This is a genomic window from Lentzea alba, assembly GCF_047445655.1.
GTDB lineage: Bacteria > Actinomycetota > Actinomycetes > Mycobacteriales > Pseudonocardiaceae > Lentzea > Lentzea alba_A.
Map to the genome: position 1 here is coordinate 148,361 of NZ_JAJAEG010000008.1, position 16,743 is coordinate 165,103.

16 protein-coding genes are annotated in these 16,743 nt (G+C 66.4%); 5 read left to right on the plus strand and 11 right to left on the minus strand.

What is annotated here, in order from left to right; all coding sequences use genetic code 11:
• Positions 1 to 32 precede the first annotated feature (32 nt).
• Positions 33 to 431: a VOC family protein gene (locus tag LFM09_RS15195; protein ID WP_414097074.1), complete on the minus strand. Its 399-nt coding sequence runs from the start codon at positions 429 to 431 to the stop codon at positions 33 to 35.
• A 56-nt stretch (positions 432 to 487) separates the two neighbouring features.
• Here LFM09_RS15195 and LFM09_RS15200 point away from each other — a divergent pair, with 56 nt between their 5' ends.
• Complete coding sequence (locus LFM09_RS15200; RefSeq protein WP_414097075.1) at positions 488 to 868, plus strand: VOC family protein; 381 nt, start codon at positions 488 to 490, stop codon at positions 866 to 868.
• Here LFM09_RS15200 and LFM09_RS15205 read toward each other — a convergent pair.
• The 4 genes from LFM09_RS15205 to LFM09_RS15220 form a co-directional block, all read right to left on the minus strand.
• Entirely contained in the window at positions 865 to 1,203 is a 339-nt protein-coding gene (locus LFM09_RS15205) for an MmcQ/YjbR family DNA-binding protein (protein WP_414097076.1), read from the minus strand. The genes LFM09_RS15200 and LFM09_RS15205 overlap by 4 nt on opposite strands.
• A 13-nt stretch (positions 1,204 to 1,216) precedes the next feature.
• A complete protein-coding gene (locus LFM09_RS15210; RefSeq protein ID WP_414097077.1) occupies positions 1,217 to 1,648 on the minus strand; it encodes a MarR family winged helix-turn-helix transcriptional regulator in 432 nt (143 codons plus the stop codon).
• A gap of 50 nt (positions 1,649 to 1,698) precedes the next feature.
• Entirely contained in the window at positions 1,699 to 4,821 is a 3,123-nt protein-coding gene (locus tag LFM09_RS15215; protein ID WP_414097078.1) for a S8 family peptidase, read from the minus strand.
• A 91-nt stretch (positions 4,822 to 4,912) separates the two neighbouring features.
• Entirely contained in the window at positions 4,913 to 5,818 is a 906-nt protein-coding gene (locus LFM09_RS15220; RefSeq protein ID WP_414097079.1) for a hypothetical protein, read from the minus strand.
• 104 nt (positions 5,819 to 5,922) lie between these two features.
• Between LFM09_RS15220 and LFM09_RS15225 the strand changes: the two genes are divergently transcribed.
• A complete protein-coding gene (locus LFM09_RS15225) occupies positions 5,923 to 6,462 on the plus strand; it encodes an RICIN domain-containing protein (RefSeq protein WP_414097080.1) in 540 nt (179 codons plus the stop codon).
• A gap of 343 nt (positions 6,463 to 6,805) precedes the next feature.
• Here the strand turns inward: LFM09_RS15225 and uvrB are convergent, their stop codons facing one another.
• Together uvrB and LFM09_RS15235 are read right to left on the minus strand one after the other, a co-directional pair.
• Positions 6,806 to 8,968, minus strand: a complete 2,163-nt coding sequence (gene uvrB, locus LFM09_RS15230; RefSeq protein ID WP_414097081.1) for an excinuclease ABC subunit UvrB — start codon at positions 8,966 to 8,968, stop codon at positions 6,806 to 6,808.
• A 55-nt stretch (positions 8,969 to 9,023) separates the two neighbouring features.
• A complete protein-coding gene (locus tag LFM09_RS15235; RefSeq protein WP_414097082.1) occupies positions 9,024 to 10,130 on the minus strand; it encodes a DUF5685 family protein in 1,107 nt (368 codons plus the stop codon).
• A gap of 50 nt (positions 10,131 to 10,180) precedes the next feature.
• Here LFM09_RS15235 and LFM09_RS15240 point away from each other — a divergent pair, with 50 nt between their 5' ends.
• Both LFM09_RS15240 and LFM09_RS15245 read left to right on the plus strand, forming a co-directional pair.
• A complete protein-coding gene (locus LFM09_RS15240; RefSeq protein WP_414097083.1) occupies positions 10,181 to 10,690 on the plus strand; it encodes a DUF402 domain-containing protein in 510 nt (169 codons plus the stop codon).
• A gap of 88 nt (positions 10,691 to 10,778) precedes the next feature.
• Positions 10,779 to 11,297, plus strand: a complete 519-nt coding sequence (locus LFM09_RS15245; protein WP_414097084.1) for a DUF402 domain-containing protein — start codon at positions 10,779 to 10,781, stop codon at positions 11,295 to 11,297.
• Here the strand turns inward: LFM09_RS15245 and coaE are convergent.
• A complete protein-coding gene (coaE, locus tag LFM09_RS15250) occupies positions 11,273 to 12,421 on the minus strand; it encodes a dephospho-CoA kinase (RefSeq protein ID WP_414097085.1) in 1,149 nt (382 codons plus the stop codon). The two genes, LFM09_RS15245 and coaE, sit on opposite strands and share 25 nt — an antisense overlap.
• A gap of 4 nt (positions 12,422 to 12,425) precedes the next feature.
• Positions 12,426 to 13,691: an MFS transporter gene (locus LFM09_RS15255; RefSeq protein WP_414097086.1), complete on the minus strand. Its 1,266-nt coding sequence runs from the start codon at positions 13,689 to 13,691 to the stop codon at positions 12,426 to 12,428.
• A gap of 50 nt (positions 13,692 to 13,741) precedes the next feature.
• Here LFM09_RS15255 and LFM09_RS15260 point away from each other — a divergent pair, with 50 nt between their 5' ends.
• Entirely contained in the window at positions 13,742 to 14,155 is a 414-nt protein-coding gene (locus LFM09_RS15260; RefSeq protein ID WP_414097087.1) for a MerR family transcriptional regulator, read from the plus strand.
• On the opposite strand, the gene LFM09_RS15265 is transcribed toward LFM09_RS15260, so the two are convergent.
• Both LFM09_RS15265 and rpsA read right to left on the minus strand, forming a co-directional pair.
• A complete protein-coding gene (locus LFM09_RS15265) occupies positions 14,085 to 14,702 on the minus strand; it encodes a hypothetical protein (protein WP_414097088.1) in 618 nt (205 codons plus the stop codon). The genes LFM09_RS15260 and LFM09_RS15265 overlap by 71 nt on opposite strands.
• A gap of 381 nt (positions 14,703 to 15,083) precedes the next feature.
• The gene (rpsA, locus tag LFM09_RS15270) at positions 15,084 to 16,574 is read right to left on the minus strand and encodes a 30S ribosomal protein S1 (protein WP_045315762.1); all 1,491 of its coding nucleotides are present in this window, start codon (positions 16,572 to 16,574) and stop codon (positions 15,084 to 15,086) included.
• Positions 16,575 to 16,743 lie beyond the last annotated feature (169 nt).

Sequence of the window (16,743 nt, forward strand, 5' to 3'; positions counted from 1 at the left end):
GTGACCACGGGCAAAGGCCGGTGGTCACCGCGCTAGCCCTGCACGCAGAACTCGTTGCCCTCGGGGTCGAGCATGACGACCCAGTGCCCCATCGGGCCCTGGTCGAACTCCTCGACCTTGGTCGCGCCCAGGGCGACGAGCCGATCCACGGCCTCAAGACCCGCGTTCACGTCGAGGTGGACGCGGTTCTTGGCCGTCTTGCCCTCCGGCACGCGCTGGAAGAAGAACCGCGGGCCGTTGCCCTCGGGATCGATGATCGCCGAGTAGTCGTTCCGCCTGTCCGCCGGGATGTTGTTGGCCTCGGCGAACGCCTCCCACGAGTCGAAGCCGGGAGGGGGCGGCTGCACCACGTAACCGAGTGCCTCCGCCCAGAACTCAGCCAGCTTGCCGGGGTCCGCCGCGTCGAACGAGACCTGGATTTCGATAGCCATGAAGGCACCGTAGAAGCCAATGCGGACAACCACAGTCCGGAGTAGCGTGCCGGTTCATGTCACGTCCTGTGCACTTCGAGATCCACGCCGCAGATCCCGAGCGAGCGCGGAACTTCTACTCCTCCGTCTTCGGCTGGAAGATCGAGCAGTGGGGCGACATCCCCTACTGGGTCATCACCACCGGAGATGACGACCAGCCCGGCGTCAACGGCGGCCTGTTGCCGCGCAGGGGTCCCGACCCCGCGCCCGACGCGCCCGTTCACGGGTACGTCATGACGATCAGCGTCGTCGACATCGACGTCACCATCGCGGCCATCGAGGTCAACGGAGGCACGGTGGCGTTGCCCAAGGACAAGATGCCCGGCGTCGGCCTGCTCGCCTACTACAAGGACACCGAGAACAACATCTTCGGCATCCTGCAGCCCGAAGAGGGCTAGGGACGCTTGCGCTTCGGCAACCGCGCGACAACGGCCTCGTAGGAGCCGTCGACCAGCTCCAACAGGTCGTCGTCGGGCACCGACCCCTTGAGCGCGACGGTGTTCCAGCCGTAACGCCCGATGTACCCGCTGACCGTGATGTCGTCGGGGAAGCGCTCCCGCCACAACGCGGCGGCCTCGGCGTCGGCCCCGCACTTGACTCCGACGGTGTGCACGTCGAGGCCGATGAAGGCGAACGCCTTCCCTCCCACCTTGCACACCAGCTCGGCGTCGCCCCACGGATACGTCTCCTCCGCGCCCGGTTTCCCCGCGCAGTAGGCGATCAGCTCATCCATTGTCACAACGGGATTATCGCGCGCCGAACACCGCGACGAAACGTGTGAGCAGCTCCGCGAACGCCACCCGTTCCGCATCGGACCAGTCCGCCATGGCCGTGGCACAGGCGGCCTGCCGGGCGCGGTGCAGCTCGGCCGAGGTCGCGCGGCCGCGTGGCGTGCGGACGAGCAGCACGCGCCGCCCGTCCGCCTTGTCCGCGACCCGCGACACCAGGCCGGCGTCGACCGCGCTCGTGACGAGTTTGCTGGCACGCGGCTGATCGACGTGCAACGCCGACGCCACACTGGAAACCGTCGCCTGCAAGCCGGTGCGCTCGGCTGTCTCGACGACGTCCAGCACGTCGAAAGCGGGCACGGCCAGCTCGGCCAGGGCTCGACGTGACTGACTTCGCCGCATCGCGATCAGCGCCTGCTCCACCGCGGCGAGGTGGTAGTCCACATCCACCGTGAGATCATTGCCGTGATCGGCCGTGACGAAAGCTGTCAGCCGACATCTCACCCCAGAGAGCGATTTATGCCGTAGGCGCGGATAGTGGTTTGCTCGACGGAGTTACCCGCCGCGTCCACCGCCTTCACGTTGAGCGACACGAACTCCGCCCCGCCGGGATGCCGCACGAGCGCCTTCCACCGCGCCTTCGACCCCACGACCGGTACGCTCCGCCAGGTGACGCCGTCGTCCGTGGACACCTGCACCGTCACGCTCTTCACCTCCGCGGCCCCGACCGACCCGGTCTGGGGCACGACACCGACGTCCACTGGGAACACACCGCACGGCGCCCGGTTCAGGTCGTCGAACGCCCCGGAGATCCGCACCGTGGGCACGGGCAGGTACACCTGCCCGTCCGTCTTGCCCGACGTGAACTCGAACCGCGACGACACCTTCGGCGCGAACGGTGTCCACTTAGGGCTCCGCGACGCCTCGACGTCCAGCACGTACCGCGTCGGCTCCTCCGGCAACCGGGAGAAGTTCGCGAACACGCCGCTGCTGTCCACGAGCACGCGACCATCCACAGTGGACAGTCGTGTCCTGGCCTGGACGTACGGTCCACCGAAGACGAACTCGTCCGACGCGTCCGGCTCACCGGGCGCGAACGGCCAGTGCTGCACGTATCCGTTGTTCCCGTAGCGCACCAACCCGTGGAACCCGCGCAGGTTCAGATCCGTCGTGGCCACCACGCTGTTCCACGACCTGGAAGCCGTCTTCCCCGCCGGGAACACCGGCCGCCCGGCGCTGATGTGCCCGTCGAACCCGACGTTCGGCTGCGACAACGGCCGTTGGAAGAAGTCCATGACCCACTTGACGTCCGGCCGCCCGGTGAAGTGCTCCACGCGCCGTTGCGGGATGGGCAGGTCGAACACCACGCCGAACGTGATGCTCTGCCCCTTCACGTAGAACGGCGACGACGAACGCGACCCGATCGCCGGCGTGCCCTGCGCCCGATACCGCACCTTCTCCGCGTAGAGGTCCTTGTCCCGCACGCGCGGCGTCAGCGCGTCAGGAATCCCTCCTTCGTGCGGCGACGCCACGAAGTACTCGTGCCCGCCGCCACTCCAGACCTGGAACGTGCCGAAGTTGAAGTAGGCGGGGTCGGCCTTCGCCGGCACCGCGAACAACGCGTCCTGCGACCGCGTGGAAACCCCGGTCTGCACCCTGCTGCCACCGGCCTGGTAGACCGCGTCGATCCCCACGTACTTCCGTGCCACAGTCCGGTCGAACTTCGCGCCGACACCTTTGCCCTGGCGTGCGTCGATCGTGATCGCCAACGGCCGGTCCAGCTCGATCTTCCCGGTGCTCGCCCAGGTGTGCTCGTGATCGCCGTGCACCAGCGCGTCCACGGAGTAGCTGCCCTTCAACAGCCGCAGCTTCGTGACCCCGTCGACCGGCGGCGCGAAGTCCTCGCCGTCGCCACTGCCGATGTTCAACGCGCTGACCTCGGCAACCGACGGCTTCCCGTCCCGCCCGATCGTCGTCACCGTCAGCTCGTACATCTCGGCCTCCGCGGTGAACCCGACCGCGAGCGCACTGTTCCCCGCCGTGATGCGCGCCCCGCCCGACCCCACCGCGACCTTCGCCGGATCCAGGGTCACCTCGACGTCCGCCGATCCACCGCCGGGAACCGTGATCTCCTTGGCACTTGTGGTGATCGCCGCGTGATTCGCGTTGATCGGCACGGTCACCGCCTGCGCCGAGGCGTTCCGGTAGGTCAGCTTCTTCGTGATCGGCGGCAGCTGGGTGTGCGGGAACTTCAACGTCCCGAAGTTCAGACTCGACGTGGTGGCAACGACCGAACTCGCCACCGCCGCCGCGATGTCGAGCCGCCCGCTACCTTCCTCGTAAACGCTGCGCCCGATCGACTTGGCCGTCCCGGTGAGCGCTGCCTTCAACTCCCGCGCGGACCACTCCGGATGCGCCTGCTTCAACAGAGCCGCCGCTCCCGCAACGTGCGGCGTGGCCATGGACGTCCCGTCGGCCCGCGTGTGCAACGCGTCGATCGGCTCCCCCATCGACGTGCCGGCCGCCCGCGCCGCCCCGATGTCCTCACCGGGCGCCAGCACGTCAGGCTTGATCGCAAGATCACCGACCCGCGGCCCACGACTGGAGAACCGGCTCAGCCGATCGCCTTTGCTGACACTGCCCACCGCCAGCGCCGCGTCAGCCGCCGCCGGGCTGCTCACCGACTGCGGATCACCCTCGTTGCCCGCAGCGATGACGAACAACGTGCCGTGCTGCTCGGAGAGGCGGTTGACGGCAAGGGACAGGGGATCCGTGCCGTCCGTCGCCCCGCCGCCAAGACTGAGGTTGACCACCTCGGCCCGCGGCGCAGCCCACTCCATCGCCTCCAGAATCGCCGACTCGTCACAGGTGTCAGCCGCACACACCTTCCCGACGAGCAACCGCGCCTGTTTGGCAACGCCCCCAAACACCCCATCACCGGCCACGGTCGCCGCAACGTGCGTCCCGTGCCCGTACGTGTCCTTCACCCCGGTCCCGGTGAAGTCCTTGGCCTCCAGCACCTTCCCCTGCAGATCGGGATGTGCCGGGTCGTACCCGCCATCCAGCACCGCCACCGTGACCCCACGCCCGGTGAGCCCGAGATCCCATGCTGCAGGCGCACCGATCTGCGGAAAACTCTCGGCGTCCATCAACCGGACGCGCCCGTCCAGCCACACGTTCCGGATCCCAGGATCACTCTTCACCGCGTCCCAGGTAGCTCCGAGCTCGCTCTTGTTCGTCGCCCGCGCCTCGCGATCGACGATCAACGGCAACGTGTCCCGGCTGCCGTCGTCACGTCCTTGCTCAATGAGTGCCGTGACGTCGAACAGCCGCTTGTCGACCTTGCCACTTCTCATCGGCTGCACTGCGTCCTGCGGCACGACGTGAACGTGCCCGTCCTTGGTCCGCCGCTGGTGGAACAACACCTCGTCACGCCCTGCTCCAGGCATGATCGTGACCTGATCCCCTTGCACCACAACACGATCGCCAGACACAAGCGTGACGGTCTTGGGCGCCACCGGCAGCTGGTGCGGCGCAGGTGGTCGTTCGGCGCCGGCGTTCGGAACCAGGAACGCCCCCGCGACCGCAACGACCACAGCACCAATTGCCACCCCGCGCAGCATGAACGCCTCCCGCCGACGAGCGAACCCGATAGCGCAGCGGCGAGTGCGCGAGATCGACACTGGCCGGGAAAAGGTTTTCCGTCAAGCGCCATCAGGAGCAGCAGCGCACACTCACATGCACCGCCCTGACCCCCTCCGGCAACCGCTCGATGAACGGCGACCCACCCGCGGCAACAAGCTCAAGCAACCGATCGTTCTCCGCCGCTCCAACCACCACGACGTAAGCCCCAAAGACCCCGTGCTGCCCCGGATCGACGTACAACGTGCTCTTCCACGCCCGCCCCGACACCTCCACCGGCGACACGAGGTAGTACTTGCACGCGACCGTGGCATGCAGCATCAGCCACAAACTTTCCCCTTGCTTCGCGTCAACAGTCCCACTCGCCGCCACCGAGTCACCGCTCACCACCGTGCCCGGCGCCGGCGCGGTCATCGTGAGTCCCGCAACCTCCGGCTGGTCGGGACTAGCACAGGACTGCGGCTGCTTCTGGACCTGCTGCTGAGTCTGGGGTTGCTTCGTCTGCCAGGCGTTCGTGGTAGCGGCGACCACTCCCACCACCACAACCACGAGCACGGCCGCCAGCCACCCAAGCCTGACCTTGCGCCGCGACGGCTCCGCGACGGGTACCTCGGTGAGTTCTTCAACAGGTTCCACAGCGGGTTCCTCGACGGGCGCCTCAACAAGCCGAGTACGAGCCCGCAGCCAGGCATCGACATCAGCGTCGACCGGCACTCTCCCCCGCCGCTGAACCGCAACACCACACGTGACAACGATCGTCCGCACCGACCGAGCGTCAACGGGTTCGTCTTTGTCGGCGATTTTCCGACCAACCGTCGCATCCGAGATGCTTTCCGCTCCCCCACCGCGCACTTCCGGATCGACAGACATTCGCTCAACCGCGAGCGCGGTCATCTCCGCCCGATTCATCAGGTTTCTCAGCGCACCGCGAAACTCCCGCCAGGTCTTCGGTTCACCCGGCAGTCCAGCCTGCTCCATGACCCCAGCTTCTCATGTGTTCTCAACGCTTCCCAAGCCGTTGACCACGCCGTTCACCTCCCGGACAGTTGGCCGCTGTTCGCATGGAATTGAGGGAGGGATCCATGTTCCGAAAATTGTGGGCGACCCTGGCGGTGGCCGCATTCGGCGTACTGGTGTCAGCAGGCCCAGCACACGCCGAAGACGACGTCGTTTACATCGTGAATCGCGCCAACAACCGCTGCCTGGACGCAGCCGCGCAATGGAACGGCCAGAACAACACCCCGATCCAACTCTGGGACTGCTACCCACCCACGCAGTACAACCAGATGTGGCGAGTCCACTGGGTCACCAACTACACCTACCAGTTGATCAGCGTCGCAGGCGGCCGCTGCCTGGACGCACGAAACCTGGGCACCGCAGACGGCACCAGACTGCAACTGTGGGACTGCCTGGGCCCGAACCAGACGAACCAGATCTGGAAGTCACTGCGCACCAACACCCCCGGCTACTGGTGGATCATGGGCGAGCACTCCGCCAAAGTCGTGGACGCCGACGCCAGCAAGACCGGCTCCAACGGCACCCCGGTACAGCTCTGGCACCTGATCGGCAGCGAGTCCCAGACCAACCAACGCTGGATCTTCAAGCACGCCGGGGACTTCTGACCAGCCAATGCCGAAGGCGAGGCGAGGCGCCCCGAAGGCGAAGCCGAGGCATGCTTTTCCGTGTGGTCCGGTGGGTCCCGTCACGAGTCGTGCCTGATCGTTTGCCGCTCGCTCAAGCTCGACTCGCGACAGGACCCACTGGACCGCACCCCTACGCAACAGGCAGCCGCCCAAAGTAACAGGCGTGCCATCAACCCGCCCGCGGCGCTGGCCGGTCTTTGATCAGATTGGCAGGGGTCTGGGGGACAGAGTCCCCCAGGGAAAGCACGCAACGCACGGTCGCCGCCCGCAAGGCGACCACCCGCCCGGTCGCGTCTCGCAAGGCGAGTGCGCCACCCCCGCCCTACTTCACCCCAGCCGCATCCATCCCGCGCAGCTCCTTCTTCAAATCCTGAATCTCATCCCGCAACCGAGCCGCCAACTCGAACTGAAGCTCCCGAGCCGCATTCATCATCTGATCAGTCAACGACTGCACCAGATCAGCCAACTCAGACCGAGCCATCCCGGCCCGCTCATGCGACTGCAGCACCCCAGCAGACCGACCACCCTCCCCGGTAGCCCGCTTACCCCGGGACTGGTTACGCCCAGACCCACCAACCGGAACCTCATCCTCCACCTCGGAGTAAACCGCCTCCAAGATGTCAGTGATCTTCTTCCGCAACGGCTGCGGGTCAATCCCGCGCTCGGTGTTGTAAGCGATCTGCTTGGCCCGCCGCCGATTGGTCTCATCGATCGCGTGCTGCATCGAATCGGTGATCTTGTCGGCATACATGTGAACTTCACCGGAAACGTTGCGAGCCGCACGCCCGATCGTCTGCACCAGCGAGGTCCCAGACCGCAAAAACCCTTCCTTGTCGGCATCAAGGATCGCCACCAGGGAGACCTCAGGCAGGTCGAGCCCCTCTCGCAGCAGGTTGATACCGATCAACACGTCGTACTCACCCAGCCGCAGCTGGCGAAGCAGCTCGACGCGCCGCAGGGTGTCCACCTCGGAGTGCAGGTAGCGAACCCGGATGCCCAGCTCCAGCAGGTAGTCCGTGAGGTCCTCGGCCATCTTCTTGGTCAGCGTCGTGACCAGGACCCGCTCATCACGCTCGGCGCGCTCACGGATCGAGTGCACCAGATCATCGATCTGACCCTCGGTCGGCTTGACGACGACCTCGGGGTCGACGAGACCCGTGGGCCGGATGACCTGCTCGACGAACTCGCCGCCGGCCTGACCCATCTCGTACGGTCCCGGCGTCGCCGACAGGTACACGACCTGGCCGATCCGGTCGGCGAACTCCTCCCAGGTCAAAGGCCTGTTGTCCAGCGCGGAGGGCAAGCGGAAGCCGTGCTCCACCAGGTTGCGCTTGCGGGAGGCGTCGCCCTCGTACATGCCGCCGATCTGCGGCACCGTCACGTGCGACTCGTCGATGACCATCAGGAAGTCGTCGGGGAAGTAGTCGAGCAACGTCGCCGGTGCGGTGCCCGCGCCGCGGCCGTCGATGTGGCGCGAGTAGTTCTCGATGCCGTTGCAGAAGCCGACCTGGCGCATCATCTCGATGTCGTAGGACGTCCGCATGCGCAGGCGCTGGGCCTCGAGCAGCTTGCCCTGGCGCTCCATCTGGGCGAGCGTCGTCTCCAGCTCGGCCTCGATGTCGCGGATCGCCCGCTCCATCCGCTCCGGGCCCGCCACGTAGTGCGTGGCCGGGAAGATCCGGAGATCCGACACCTCGCGCACCACGTCGCCGGTCAGCGGGTGCAGGTAGTACAGCTTGTCGATCTCGTCGCCGAAGAACTCGACGCGGACGGCGAGCTCCTCGTAGGACGGGATGATCTCGACGGTGTCGCCGCGTACGCGGAACGAGCCGCGGGTGAACGACATGTCGTTGCGGGTGTACTGGACGTCGACCAGCAGGCGCAGGAACGCGTCGCGGTCGACCTCCACGCCCGTCTCCAGCCGGATCGAGCGGTCGAGGTACGACTGGGGCGTGCCCAGGCCGTAGATGCACGACACCGAGGCGACCACGATGACGTCGCGCCGGGTCAACAGCGACATCGTGGCGGAGTGCCGCAGCCGTTCGACGTCCTCGTTGATCGAGGAGTCCTTCTCGATGTACGTGTCCGTCTGCGGGATGTACGCCTCTGGCTGGTAGTAGTCGTAGTAGCTGACGAAGTACTCCACCGCGTTGTGCGGGAAGAGCTCCTTCAGCTCGTTCGCCAGCTGCGCCGCCAGGGTCTTGTTCGGCGCCATCACCAACGTCGGGCGCTGCAGCCGTTCGACCAGCCACGCCGTGGTCGCCGACTTACCGGTACCGGTGGCGCCGAGCAGCACGACGTCGCGCTCGCCGCCGCGCACGCGGCGTTCCAGGTCGTCGATGGCCGCGGGCTGGTCACCGGCCGGCTGGTAGTCGCTGACCACGCGGAACTGCCCGTCGGAGCGGACGATGTCGCCGACGGGACGGTGCTCGGAGTGCGCCCTGACGGTGCTCTCCTCTGGCGGGAGCTCGGTTGCGAAAGCCACGGCATGCACGTTACGCCGGGGGTCTGACAATTTCAGATCGGCCCAGGTCAGAGCCCTAATCGCACGGGCAGCAATTGCAGTCGCAGTCGCAGTTCGGGCCGCAGTCGCCACCCGGATCGCACCCGTCGCGCCGCTTGTCGCTCCACGGACCCGGGAACGGGTCGCGGCAGCAGAACTGGCACGTCCCGCACATGTAGAGGAACGCACCGCAGCCGGCGAAGCACCCGCGCGGCTGAGGCTGCCAGTTCAGCCTGGGGTACGCCCACAGCCCGCTGCCCGGATCCGACCAGCGGTGCTTGTCCGGCGGGTACTGGTGCCGGTGCCGCTTGCCGAACACCCGGATGATCGACTCCTCCAGCTCGTGCACCAGCAGCTTGTGCACCAGCCGCCCGTCCGTGAACGACGCCTCGGCCAGCGCCAGCCGGATCCCGGCCACCGCATCCAGGCACAGCCGGTGCGCCTCCTCGACCGAGGTTCCGGTGGCCAGCAACGGGTTCCAAGAACCCGACGCCTGATCCGACTCCAGGTCCTCCGCGGCGTCGATCAGGTGCGCCACACGCCCGAACAGCCGTCCCACCTCGCGCAACGGCTCAACGTTCTCAGGCCTGCCCGCGATCAACGCCGTCTGCGCCACGGCGAACGCGGTCGCGGTCTCCGTCGGCTCGGTGACCACCAGCACCGAGCTCCCCAGCCCCGCCGCGGCCTCCACCGAAGGCTGCCGGCGCACCGAGTCGACCATCACCGACGCGTCGAATCCCAGATCAGCGGCCGTACCAAGCCCCTTGGCGGCCCACCGTTGCGCCACCGCCCGACCAGCCCAGCCGACCTTGCCGGCCAGCCCGTCCCCGTCGTCCACGTGGTCGCGGATCTTCAACGACGCCAGCACCAGCGACACCGACGCCGCCAGCCGCGCACCAGAGCCGATGGCCACGTCCGCGGACTTCATGCCGCGCAACGCGCATGGCCCCGCCGACCGACGCGAGAGACCGCTCTGCGCCTCGACCATCGCCGAGATCATGAGCCCGTCGTAGTTGGTGACGAGCCGCGAGAGATGACCGTGCTCGTCGCGCAACGACAAGCACATTCCGCACAGGTGCGCGAGCCACGCGGACCGCAGCTCAGCGCCCATTCTGTTGCGGCAAGGGCGGATGATCCCGAACATGCGGCGCATCCTAAGTGGCCGGACGGCCCAACGATGGCAGTATCGGCCACGTGGCACACATCCATCCGCCGAAGATCGAGTACTTCGACCTGGACGCCAAGAGCAACACAGATCCCAAGGGACAGTTGAGGAGCGTCGACGAGTACCGGCTCACCCCGACGGGCCTGTACATGTTCCGGCCGCTCGCCGGGCACCCGAAGATCAGCCACTTCGAGAGCTGGTTCCTGCCCAAGCTCAACATCCGGGTCACCCGCCAGTCCTGGCACCCCGGGCACCAGCTCGACTTCGACTTCTACGTCGACGTCGTGGAGATCAACGCGATCGGCAGCGTCTGGAAAACGACCGACCTGTACCTCGATCTGATCGTCCGAACGGGTCACAGCGTGACTGTTTTGGACACGGACGAGTTGATCGCCGCAGTTCAACGCAACTTGATCTCCCCGGAACGCGCGCAATGGGCGCTGGAAACCACCTACTCAGCGGTGTCCGGCATTTCAGCGCACGGTCACGATGTGGTCAGGTGGCTCACCTCTTCGGGTTGCCCCACCACCTGGCGTTGATACACAGAGTGTGGTCGTCATCTGACCGTGACGTAACGAATCGACCCGCCGTGTAACTGCGAGCACATATTTGACTACCCTCGGCGGCGTGGGAGCGGTCACTACACCTCAGCTGGTCGATGTCGTCGACACCATTTCGGGCGTGCGCAGCTATTCGTCCGGTGGCACACGAACTCTTAGTTCGTGCGATGTCGAACGTTGGGGTCTTCGAATCGAGCATCCCACCCCGGAAGACCCCTTCTCGGACGCCGAGGTCACCTGGCTGATGCCCGAGCTGGGCGTGCGCCTGACGACCTACCGCGCCCGCTCCCGGCACGCCCGCGGCGGCCCGAGCGTGCTGTCCGCGGTCCGCGTGGAGCGCGACCACCGCCACTGGCAGACCACGGATCTGTTGCTGGGCCTGGCAGTTCCCGGCGGCACGACGGCCCGCATCGTGCGCAGCGAGGAGTTCGCCGCCGCCGTCGCCGGCCGAGTCCTGCGCCCCGGCGACGCCGACCAGGCCCTGCGCACGGTCCACCGCACGCTCGAAGAGCTGAGCAACGTCAACCACAACCTCACCTCGTGGCTGACGTGGCACGGCATCTACGACACCTGGCCACCCTTGTAGGCCTCGACCCGCTTCACCGCGGCTTCCATCCACGGCTCCTTCGCCTCACCGTAGGCAAACGCCCCGGAATCGGCCGCAAACCGTTGTGACAGCTCAAGCTTGAGGTTCGCGTACTCATCACGCGCCTGCGCGTCGTGCCGCAGCCAGTCACGAAAATCGACGGCCCACCGCCAGTTCGGCGCGCCCTCGACCCGAACGTGCAGATTCACCCGCCGCCCAGGATCCGCTCCGGCGTGCAGCCGCTTGCTCCAGTCCCCTTCACCACGCGGCGTGTCCACGTACGGCCCGACATACGGAAAACCGGCCTGCGCCAACGTGTCCCGCAACGCGTCGGCCGTCTCCATGTCCTCCACGGCAAGCTGAAAGTCCAGCACGTCCTTCGCCGCCAGCCCGGGCACCGCGGTCGACCCGATGTGCTCGACGTGCCGCCCACCAGCCGCCAAGCTGATCCGCCGCGCAACCCGCCGCGCCTGCGCGGGCCACCGCTCGTCATACGGCACAACGATCGGCGACCCGGACGCGTACGACTGCGTCCGAACGTTCTTCTCGAACCCCACCAGCCGATCCCACAGACCCGTGACGTCCGGAACCTCCCCGGAATTGTCCAGCCACACATCAGCAACGGCCCTGCGCTGCTCATCCGTGGCCTGCGCGGCAATCCGGTTCTCCGCGTCCGCCCGATCCATCCCCCGGCTGCTCACCAGCCGGTGCAACCGCGTCCCGGCATCCGCGTAAACCACGATCACCAGGTGGTACGCCGCCGCCAGATCCCGCTCCACCAGCAACGGGATGTCGTGCACCACGATCGCGTCCTCAGGAGCCTCCGCCATCCGCCGCCCCGTCAACGCCCCGATCCGCGGATGCGTGATCCCGTTGAGCGTCTGCCGAGCCTCCTCGGACGCAAACGCCTTGGCCGCCAACGCACCCCGGTTCAGCGTCCCGTCGTCGTGGAGAACGTCCTCCCCGAACGCCTTGACGACCTCCTTGAGCCCTTCGGTGCCAGGCTCCAGCACCTCACGAGCAAGCTTGTCCGCATCGACGACAACCGCGCCGCGCTCCTCGAGCAGCCGCGCGATCGTCGACTTGCCGGACCCGATTCCCCCGGTCAACCCCACCCTGAGCATGCCGTCAGGTTAACCGCGCCACCGCAGCAAGCAGCACCGACACCACCGCCGCCACCACAGCAACAGTCCCAAACCCGGTCACCACCCCCAACGTCCCGATCACCGCGACCCCCAACGCCAGTCCGAACTCCATCCCGGTCTCCGACAACGCAGCAGCCGACCCGGCCTTCTCCACAGGCGCAGCCCCAACGATCAACTCCGTGCTCAACGCCATCACGGGCCCCTGCCCGAGGTAAACGACAAAGATCCCGAGCACAGCCGCATGCGGCACGACCACAAACCCCACAGCCGACACCCCCAGCGCCACCGCCACAGTCCGCCCAGCCCCGAACGCCCCGGCAAACCGCGGCGCGAGCACCGACGTGACGATCATGGCCACTGAAGCCGGCAACAACAGCAACCCGGCCTGCAACGGCGAAAACTCCTCCTGCAACTGCCGCGTCACAAGCAAATACACCCCAGCCGTGACAGCAGCGTCCGCCACCAACACCACAACCGCCCGCCCGAACCGCCCGCGAAACAGCGCGACCTCGATCAACGGCCGCGCAACCCGCCCCTGCCGCCGAACGAACCAGACCCCGACCGCAACCCCGACAACAGCAGGCACAACCTCAAAGTGCTTGATCCCGTACACCGTCAAAACCGTCGCAACGAGCACCAACGCAACACTCGCCAGATCGACCCGCTGCACCGGCCCCCGCTGCTCCGGCAACACAAACGGCCCAGTGACCAGCAACAACACCATCACCGGCACAGCAACCAAAAACGCCGACCCCCACCACCACGTCTCCAGCAGGGCACCACCCACCACAGGCCCAAGCGCAACGCCCCCGGACATCGCCCCAGCCCAAATCCCAATCGCAGTACCGCGCCGCTCCCGGAACATCGAACTGATCAACGCCAACGTCGACGGCATCAACGCCGACCCAGCAACCCCCAACAGGGCCCGCGCCGCGATCAAGGCCTCCACCGAAGGTGCACAGGCAGCGACCACAGACCCACCAGCAAACGCCGCAGCCCCGATGAGCAGCAACTTCCGCCGCCCGATCCGATCCCCGAGCACCCCCATCGGAATGAGCAGGGCAGCGATCATGAACCCGTAACTGTCCAGCACCCACAACAACTCCGCGTCCGTGGGCTGCAAACTCCGCGCAAGGTGCGGCGACGCGAGGTAGAGGATCGTGACGTCCATGGCGAGCATCGCCGTGGGCAACGTGAGAACAGCCAGCCCCAGCCAGGACCGCACGTCCTCCTTTGATCGATTTGTCATGGCGCGACGCTAAAGTCTCACATGGGTGTGAGAGTCAAGGGGGAAATCGCATGCGCATCGGAGAACTGTCCCGCCGCACCGGCGTGAGCCAACGCCTGCTGCGCTACTACGAAGAACAGAACCTGCTGACCCCACACCGCCTGACCAGCGGCTACCGCGTCTACGAGCCCGCCGACGAACTCCGCGTCGCCCACATCCGCAGCCTCCTGGCAGCAGGCCTCTCGACAGAGACCATCGCCGAAGTCCTGCCGTGCATGGGCGTGGACGGCGAACGCCTGATCGCCTCCATCTGCCCAGAACTAGTCGACGAACTACTCGTGGAACGAGCCCGAATCGCCGACTCGATCCGCTCCCTCCAGGAAGCTCAGTCCGCTTTGGACGCCATCATCACCGCTAAACCGGCGGCGTCATCGACTGCTGCGCAAGCACCGGCAGAATCGCGATCAACTTCGCTTGCGGGATGAAGTTGTTCCGGTTGCGCACGACGAACGTCGACTTGCCAAGGGACCCGATGAGCAACTGCTCCTCCTTGCCCTCGACCAACGTCCCCTTCTGCCGCCCGACATCAACCTCGGTGATCTTCGCCCCGTCGGCCCGCTCAGCCTCGATGCTCTCAGTGACACGAGTACGAGCAGTCAACTCATCCGTGTACGTCGACAGCCCGATCACGATCTTCGCGGCAGGCAGGTTCTGCTTGGGCGGGATCCCGTAGTAACAGTCGATCTTCCCGGTCCGCCCGATCCCCGGCTCCTTGATGCCGATGATGATCCGAGGCTCCCCAGGCAACTCCTGCCCGAGCGTGGCATTCATGACGTCAACCGGCACGACGAGCTCACAGTCGTCCGGCAACGGCCGATCCACCATCACCGGAACCTTCGACGGCGTGGTGGGCGGCGTGATCTTCGGGATCTGCGGCGGAGGCGCCTGAGTTTGCGGAACGGCAGCCGAACAGGCGGCACAAACCGACAGCGCCACCGCGCCAAGCACAACGAAGAACCTGTTCCCACGCATAGGTTTGCCAACCTACACAACGGACAAAGCCCTCCACCACAGAGTGAACGGTCAGAGAACGACCACCCACAGCGAAGCCGAAGGCGAGCCGATGCGATGGCGAAGCCGAGCCCGCTTTTCCCGAACGGGCCGGGTGGGGTGGTCCCGTCACCGCAACCACACTACGAAACCGCAGGCCGCCGAAATCAACAGGCGTGCCATCAGCCTGCGTGTGGCGCTGGCCGGTCTTTGATCAGATTGGCGGGGTCTGGGGCGGAGCTCCCAGAAGCACGAAACAGGACTCGCCGCCCGCAAGGCGACCACCCGCACGCAACAACAAAAAGGCCCCCGCACCGAAGTGCGGGGGCCTTCAAGGTCTAACTAGCTCTGACGAGCCGCGACTCACATACCGCCAGACAGCTTCTCCCGCAGAGCAGCCAGCTGCTCATCGGAAGCCAGCGTCCCACCGGACTGAGCCGGCGCACCAACGGAAGCGGACGGAGCGTCCCCACCCGAGGTGTAGTTGCCGGCACCCTCGGCGGAAGCCTCTTCCTCAGCCTCGGCAGCCTTGCGGATCTGCTTCATGTGGGCCTCGTAACGAGTGTGGGCCTCAGCGTACTGACGCTCCCACTCCTCACGCTGCTTGTCGAAGCCGTCCTGCCACTCCTGGGTCTCCGGGTCGAAGCCCTCGGGGTAGATGTAGTTGCCCTGGTCGTCGTACTCGGCGGCCATGCCGTACTGGGTCGGGTCGAACTCGGTGTCGACCGTGAAGCCCTCGTTGGCCTGCTTGAGCGACAGCGAGATGCGGCGACGGTCGAGGTCGATGTCGATGACCTTGACCATGACGTCGTCGCCGACCTGGACGACCTGCTCCGGGATCTCCACGTGGCGCTCGGCCAGCTCGGAGATGTGGACCAGGCCCTCGATGCCCTCGTCCACGCGGACGAACGCACCGAACGGAACCAGCTTGGTGACCTTGCCCGGCACGATCTGGCCGATCGCGTGGGTGCGGGCGAACTGGCGCCACGGGTCTTCCTGGGTCGCCTTCAGCGACAGGGAGACGCGCTCGCGCTCCATGTCGACGTCGAGGACCTCGACGGTGACTTCCTGGCCGACCTCGACAACCTCGGACGGGTGGTCGATGTGCTTCCAGGACAGCTCCGAGACGTGGACGAGACCGTCGACGCCACCCAGGTCCACGAAGGCACCGAAGTTGACGATCGAGGACACGACGCCCTTGCGGACCTGGCCCTTCTGCAGCTGGTTGAGGAACTCGCTGCGGACCTCGGACTGGGTCTGCTCGAGCCACGCGCGGCGGGACAGGACCACGTTGTTGCGGTTCTTGTCCAGCTCGATGATCTTCGCCTCGAGCTCGCGGCCGACGTACGGCTGGAGGTCGCGGACGCGACGCATCTCGACGAGGGAAGCGGGGAGGAAGCCGCGGAGACCGATGTCGAGGATGAGACCACCCTTGACGACCTCGATGACCGTGCCCTTGACGGGCTCGTCCTTCTCCTTGAGGGCCTCGATGGTGCCCCAGGCGCGCTCGTACTGGGCGCGCTTCTTGGAGAGGATCAGGCGACCTTCCTTGTCCTCCTTCTGGAGAACAAGTGCCTCGACCTCGTCACCAACCTTGACAACCTCGTTGGGGTCGACGTCGTGCTTGATCGACAGTTCGCGCGAGGGGATGACGCCCTCGGTCTTGTAGCCGATGTCGAGCAGGACCTCGTCCCGGTCGACCTTGACGATCGTGCCCTCAACGATGTCGCCATCGTTGAAGTACTTGATCGTCTTGTCGATAGCAGCGAGGAAGTCCTCCTCCGTCCCGATGTCGTTGATCGCGACCTGCTTGGGCGCAGCGGCAACGGGGGCGGTGGTGGTGTCGGTGGACATTAGGTAGGTGGCTCCGGTACGGATTGGCATTAATGAGTGGTAGTGGTGCGCGCGCAGCGTCGCAGCGACCTGGAATCCCGACAGTTCTGGATCATGGGCAGCACTAACCCACTACGCACGCGATATCGTACGCGGCCGCGAGACCCCCGAGCAAACCAGCCCCCATGTG

Coding starts and splice junctions, on each gene's coding strand:
- LFM09_RS15195 (WP_414097074.1), bottom strand. CDS start 431: ATGGCTATCGAAATCCAGGTCTCGTTCGACGCGGCGGACCCCGGCAAG.
- LFM09_RS15200 (WP_414097075.1), top strand. CDS start 488: ATGTCACGTCCTGTGCACTTCGAGATCCACGCCGCAGATCCCGAGCGA.
- LFM09_RS15205 (WP_414097076.1), bottom strand. CDS start 1,203: ATGGATGAGCTGATCGCCTACTGCGCGGGGAAACCGGGCGCGGAGGAG.
- LFM09_RS15215 (WP_414097078.1), bottom strand. CDS start 4,821: ATGCTGCGCGGGGTGGCAATTGGTGCTGTGGTCGTTGCGGTCGCGGGG.
- LFM09_RS15220 (WP_414097079.1), bottom strand. CDS start 5,818: ATGGAGCAGGCTGGACTGCCGGGTGAACCGAAGACCTGGCGGGAGTTT.
- LFM09_RS15225 (WP_414097080.1), top strand. CDS start 5,923: ATGTTCCGAAAATTGTGGGCGACCCTGGCGGTGGCCGCATTCGGCGTA.
- LFM09_RS15235 (WP_414097082.1), bottom strand. CDS start 10,130: ATGTTCGGGATCATCCGCCCTTGCCGCAACAGAATGGGCGCTGAGCTG.
- coaE (WP_414097085.1), bottom strand. CDS start 12,421: ATGCTCAGGGTGGGGTTGACCGGGGGAATCGGGTCCGGCAAGTCGACG.
- LFM09_RS15255 (WP_414097086.1), bottom strand. CDS start 13,691: ATGACAAATCGATCAAAGGAGGACGTGCGGTCCTGGCTGGGGCTGGCT.
- LFM09_RS15260 (WP_414097087.1), top strand. CDS start 13,742: ATGCGCATCGGAGAACTGTCCCGCCGCACCGGCGTGAGCCAACGCCTG.
- LFM09_RS15265 (WP_414097088.1), bottom strand. CDS start 14,702: ATGCGTGGGAACAGGTTCTTCGTTGTGCTTGGCGCGGTGGCGCTGTCG.
- rpsA (WP_045315762.1), bottom strand. CDS start 16,574: ATGTCCACCGACACCACCACCGCCCCCGTTGCCGCTGCGCCCAAGCAG.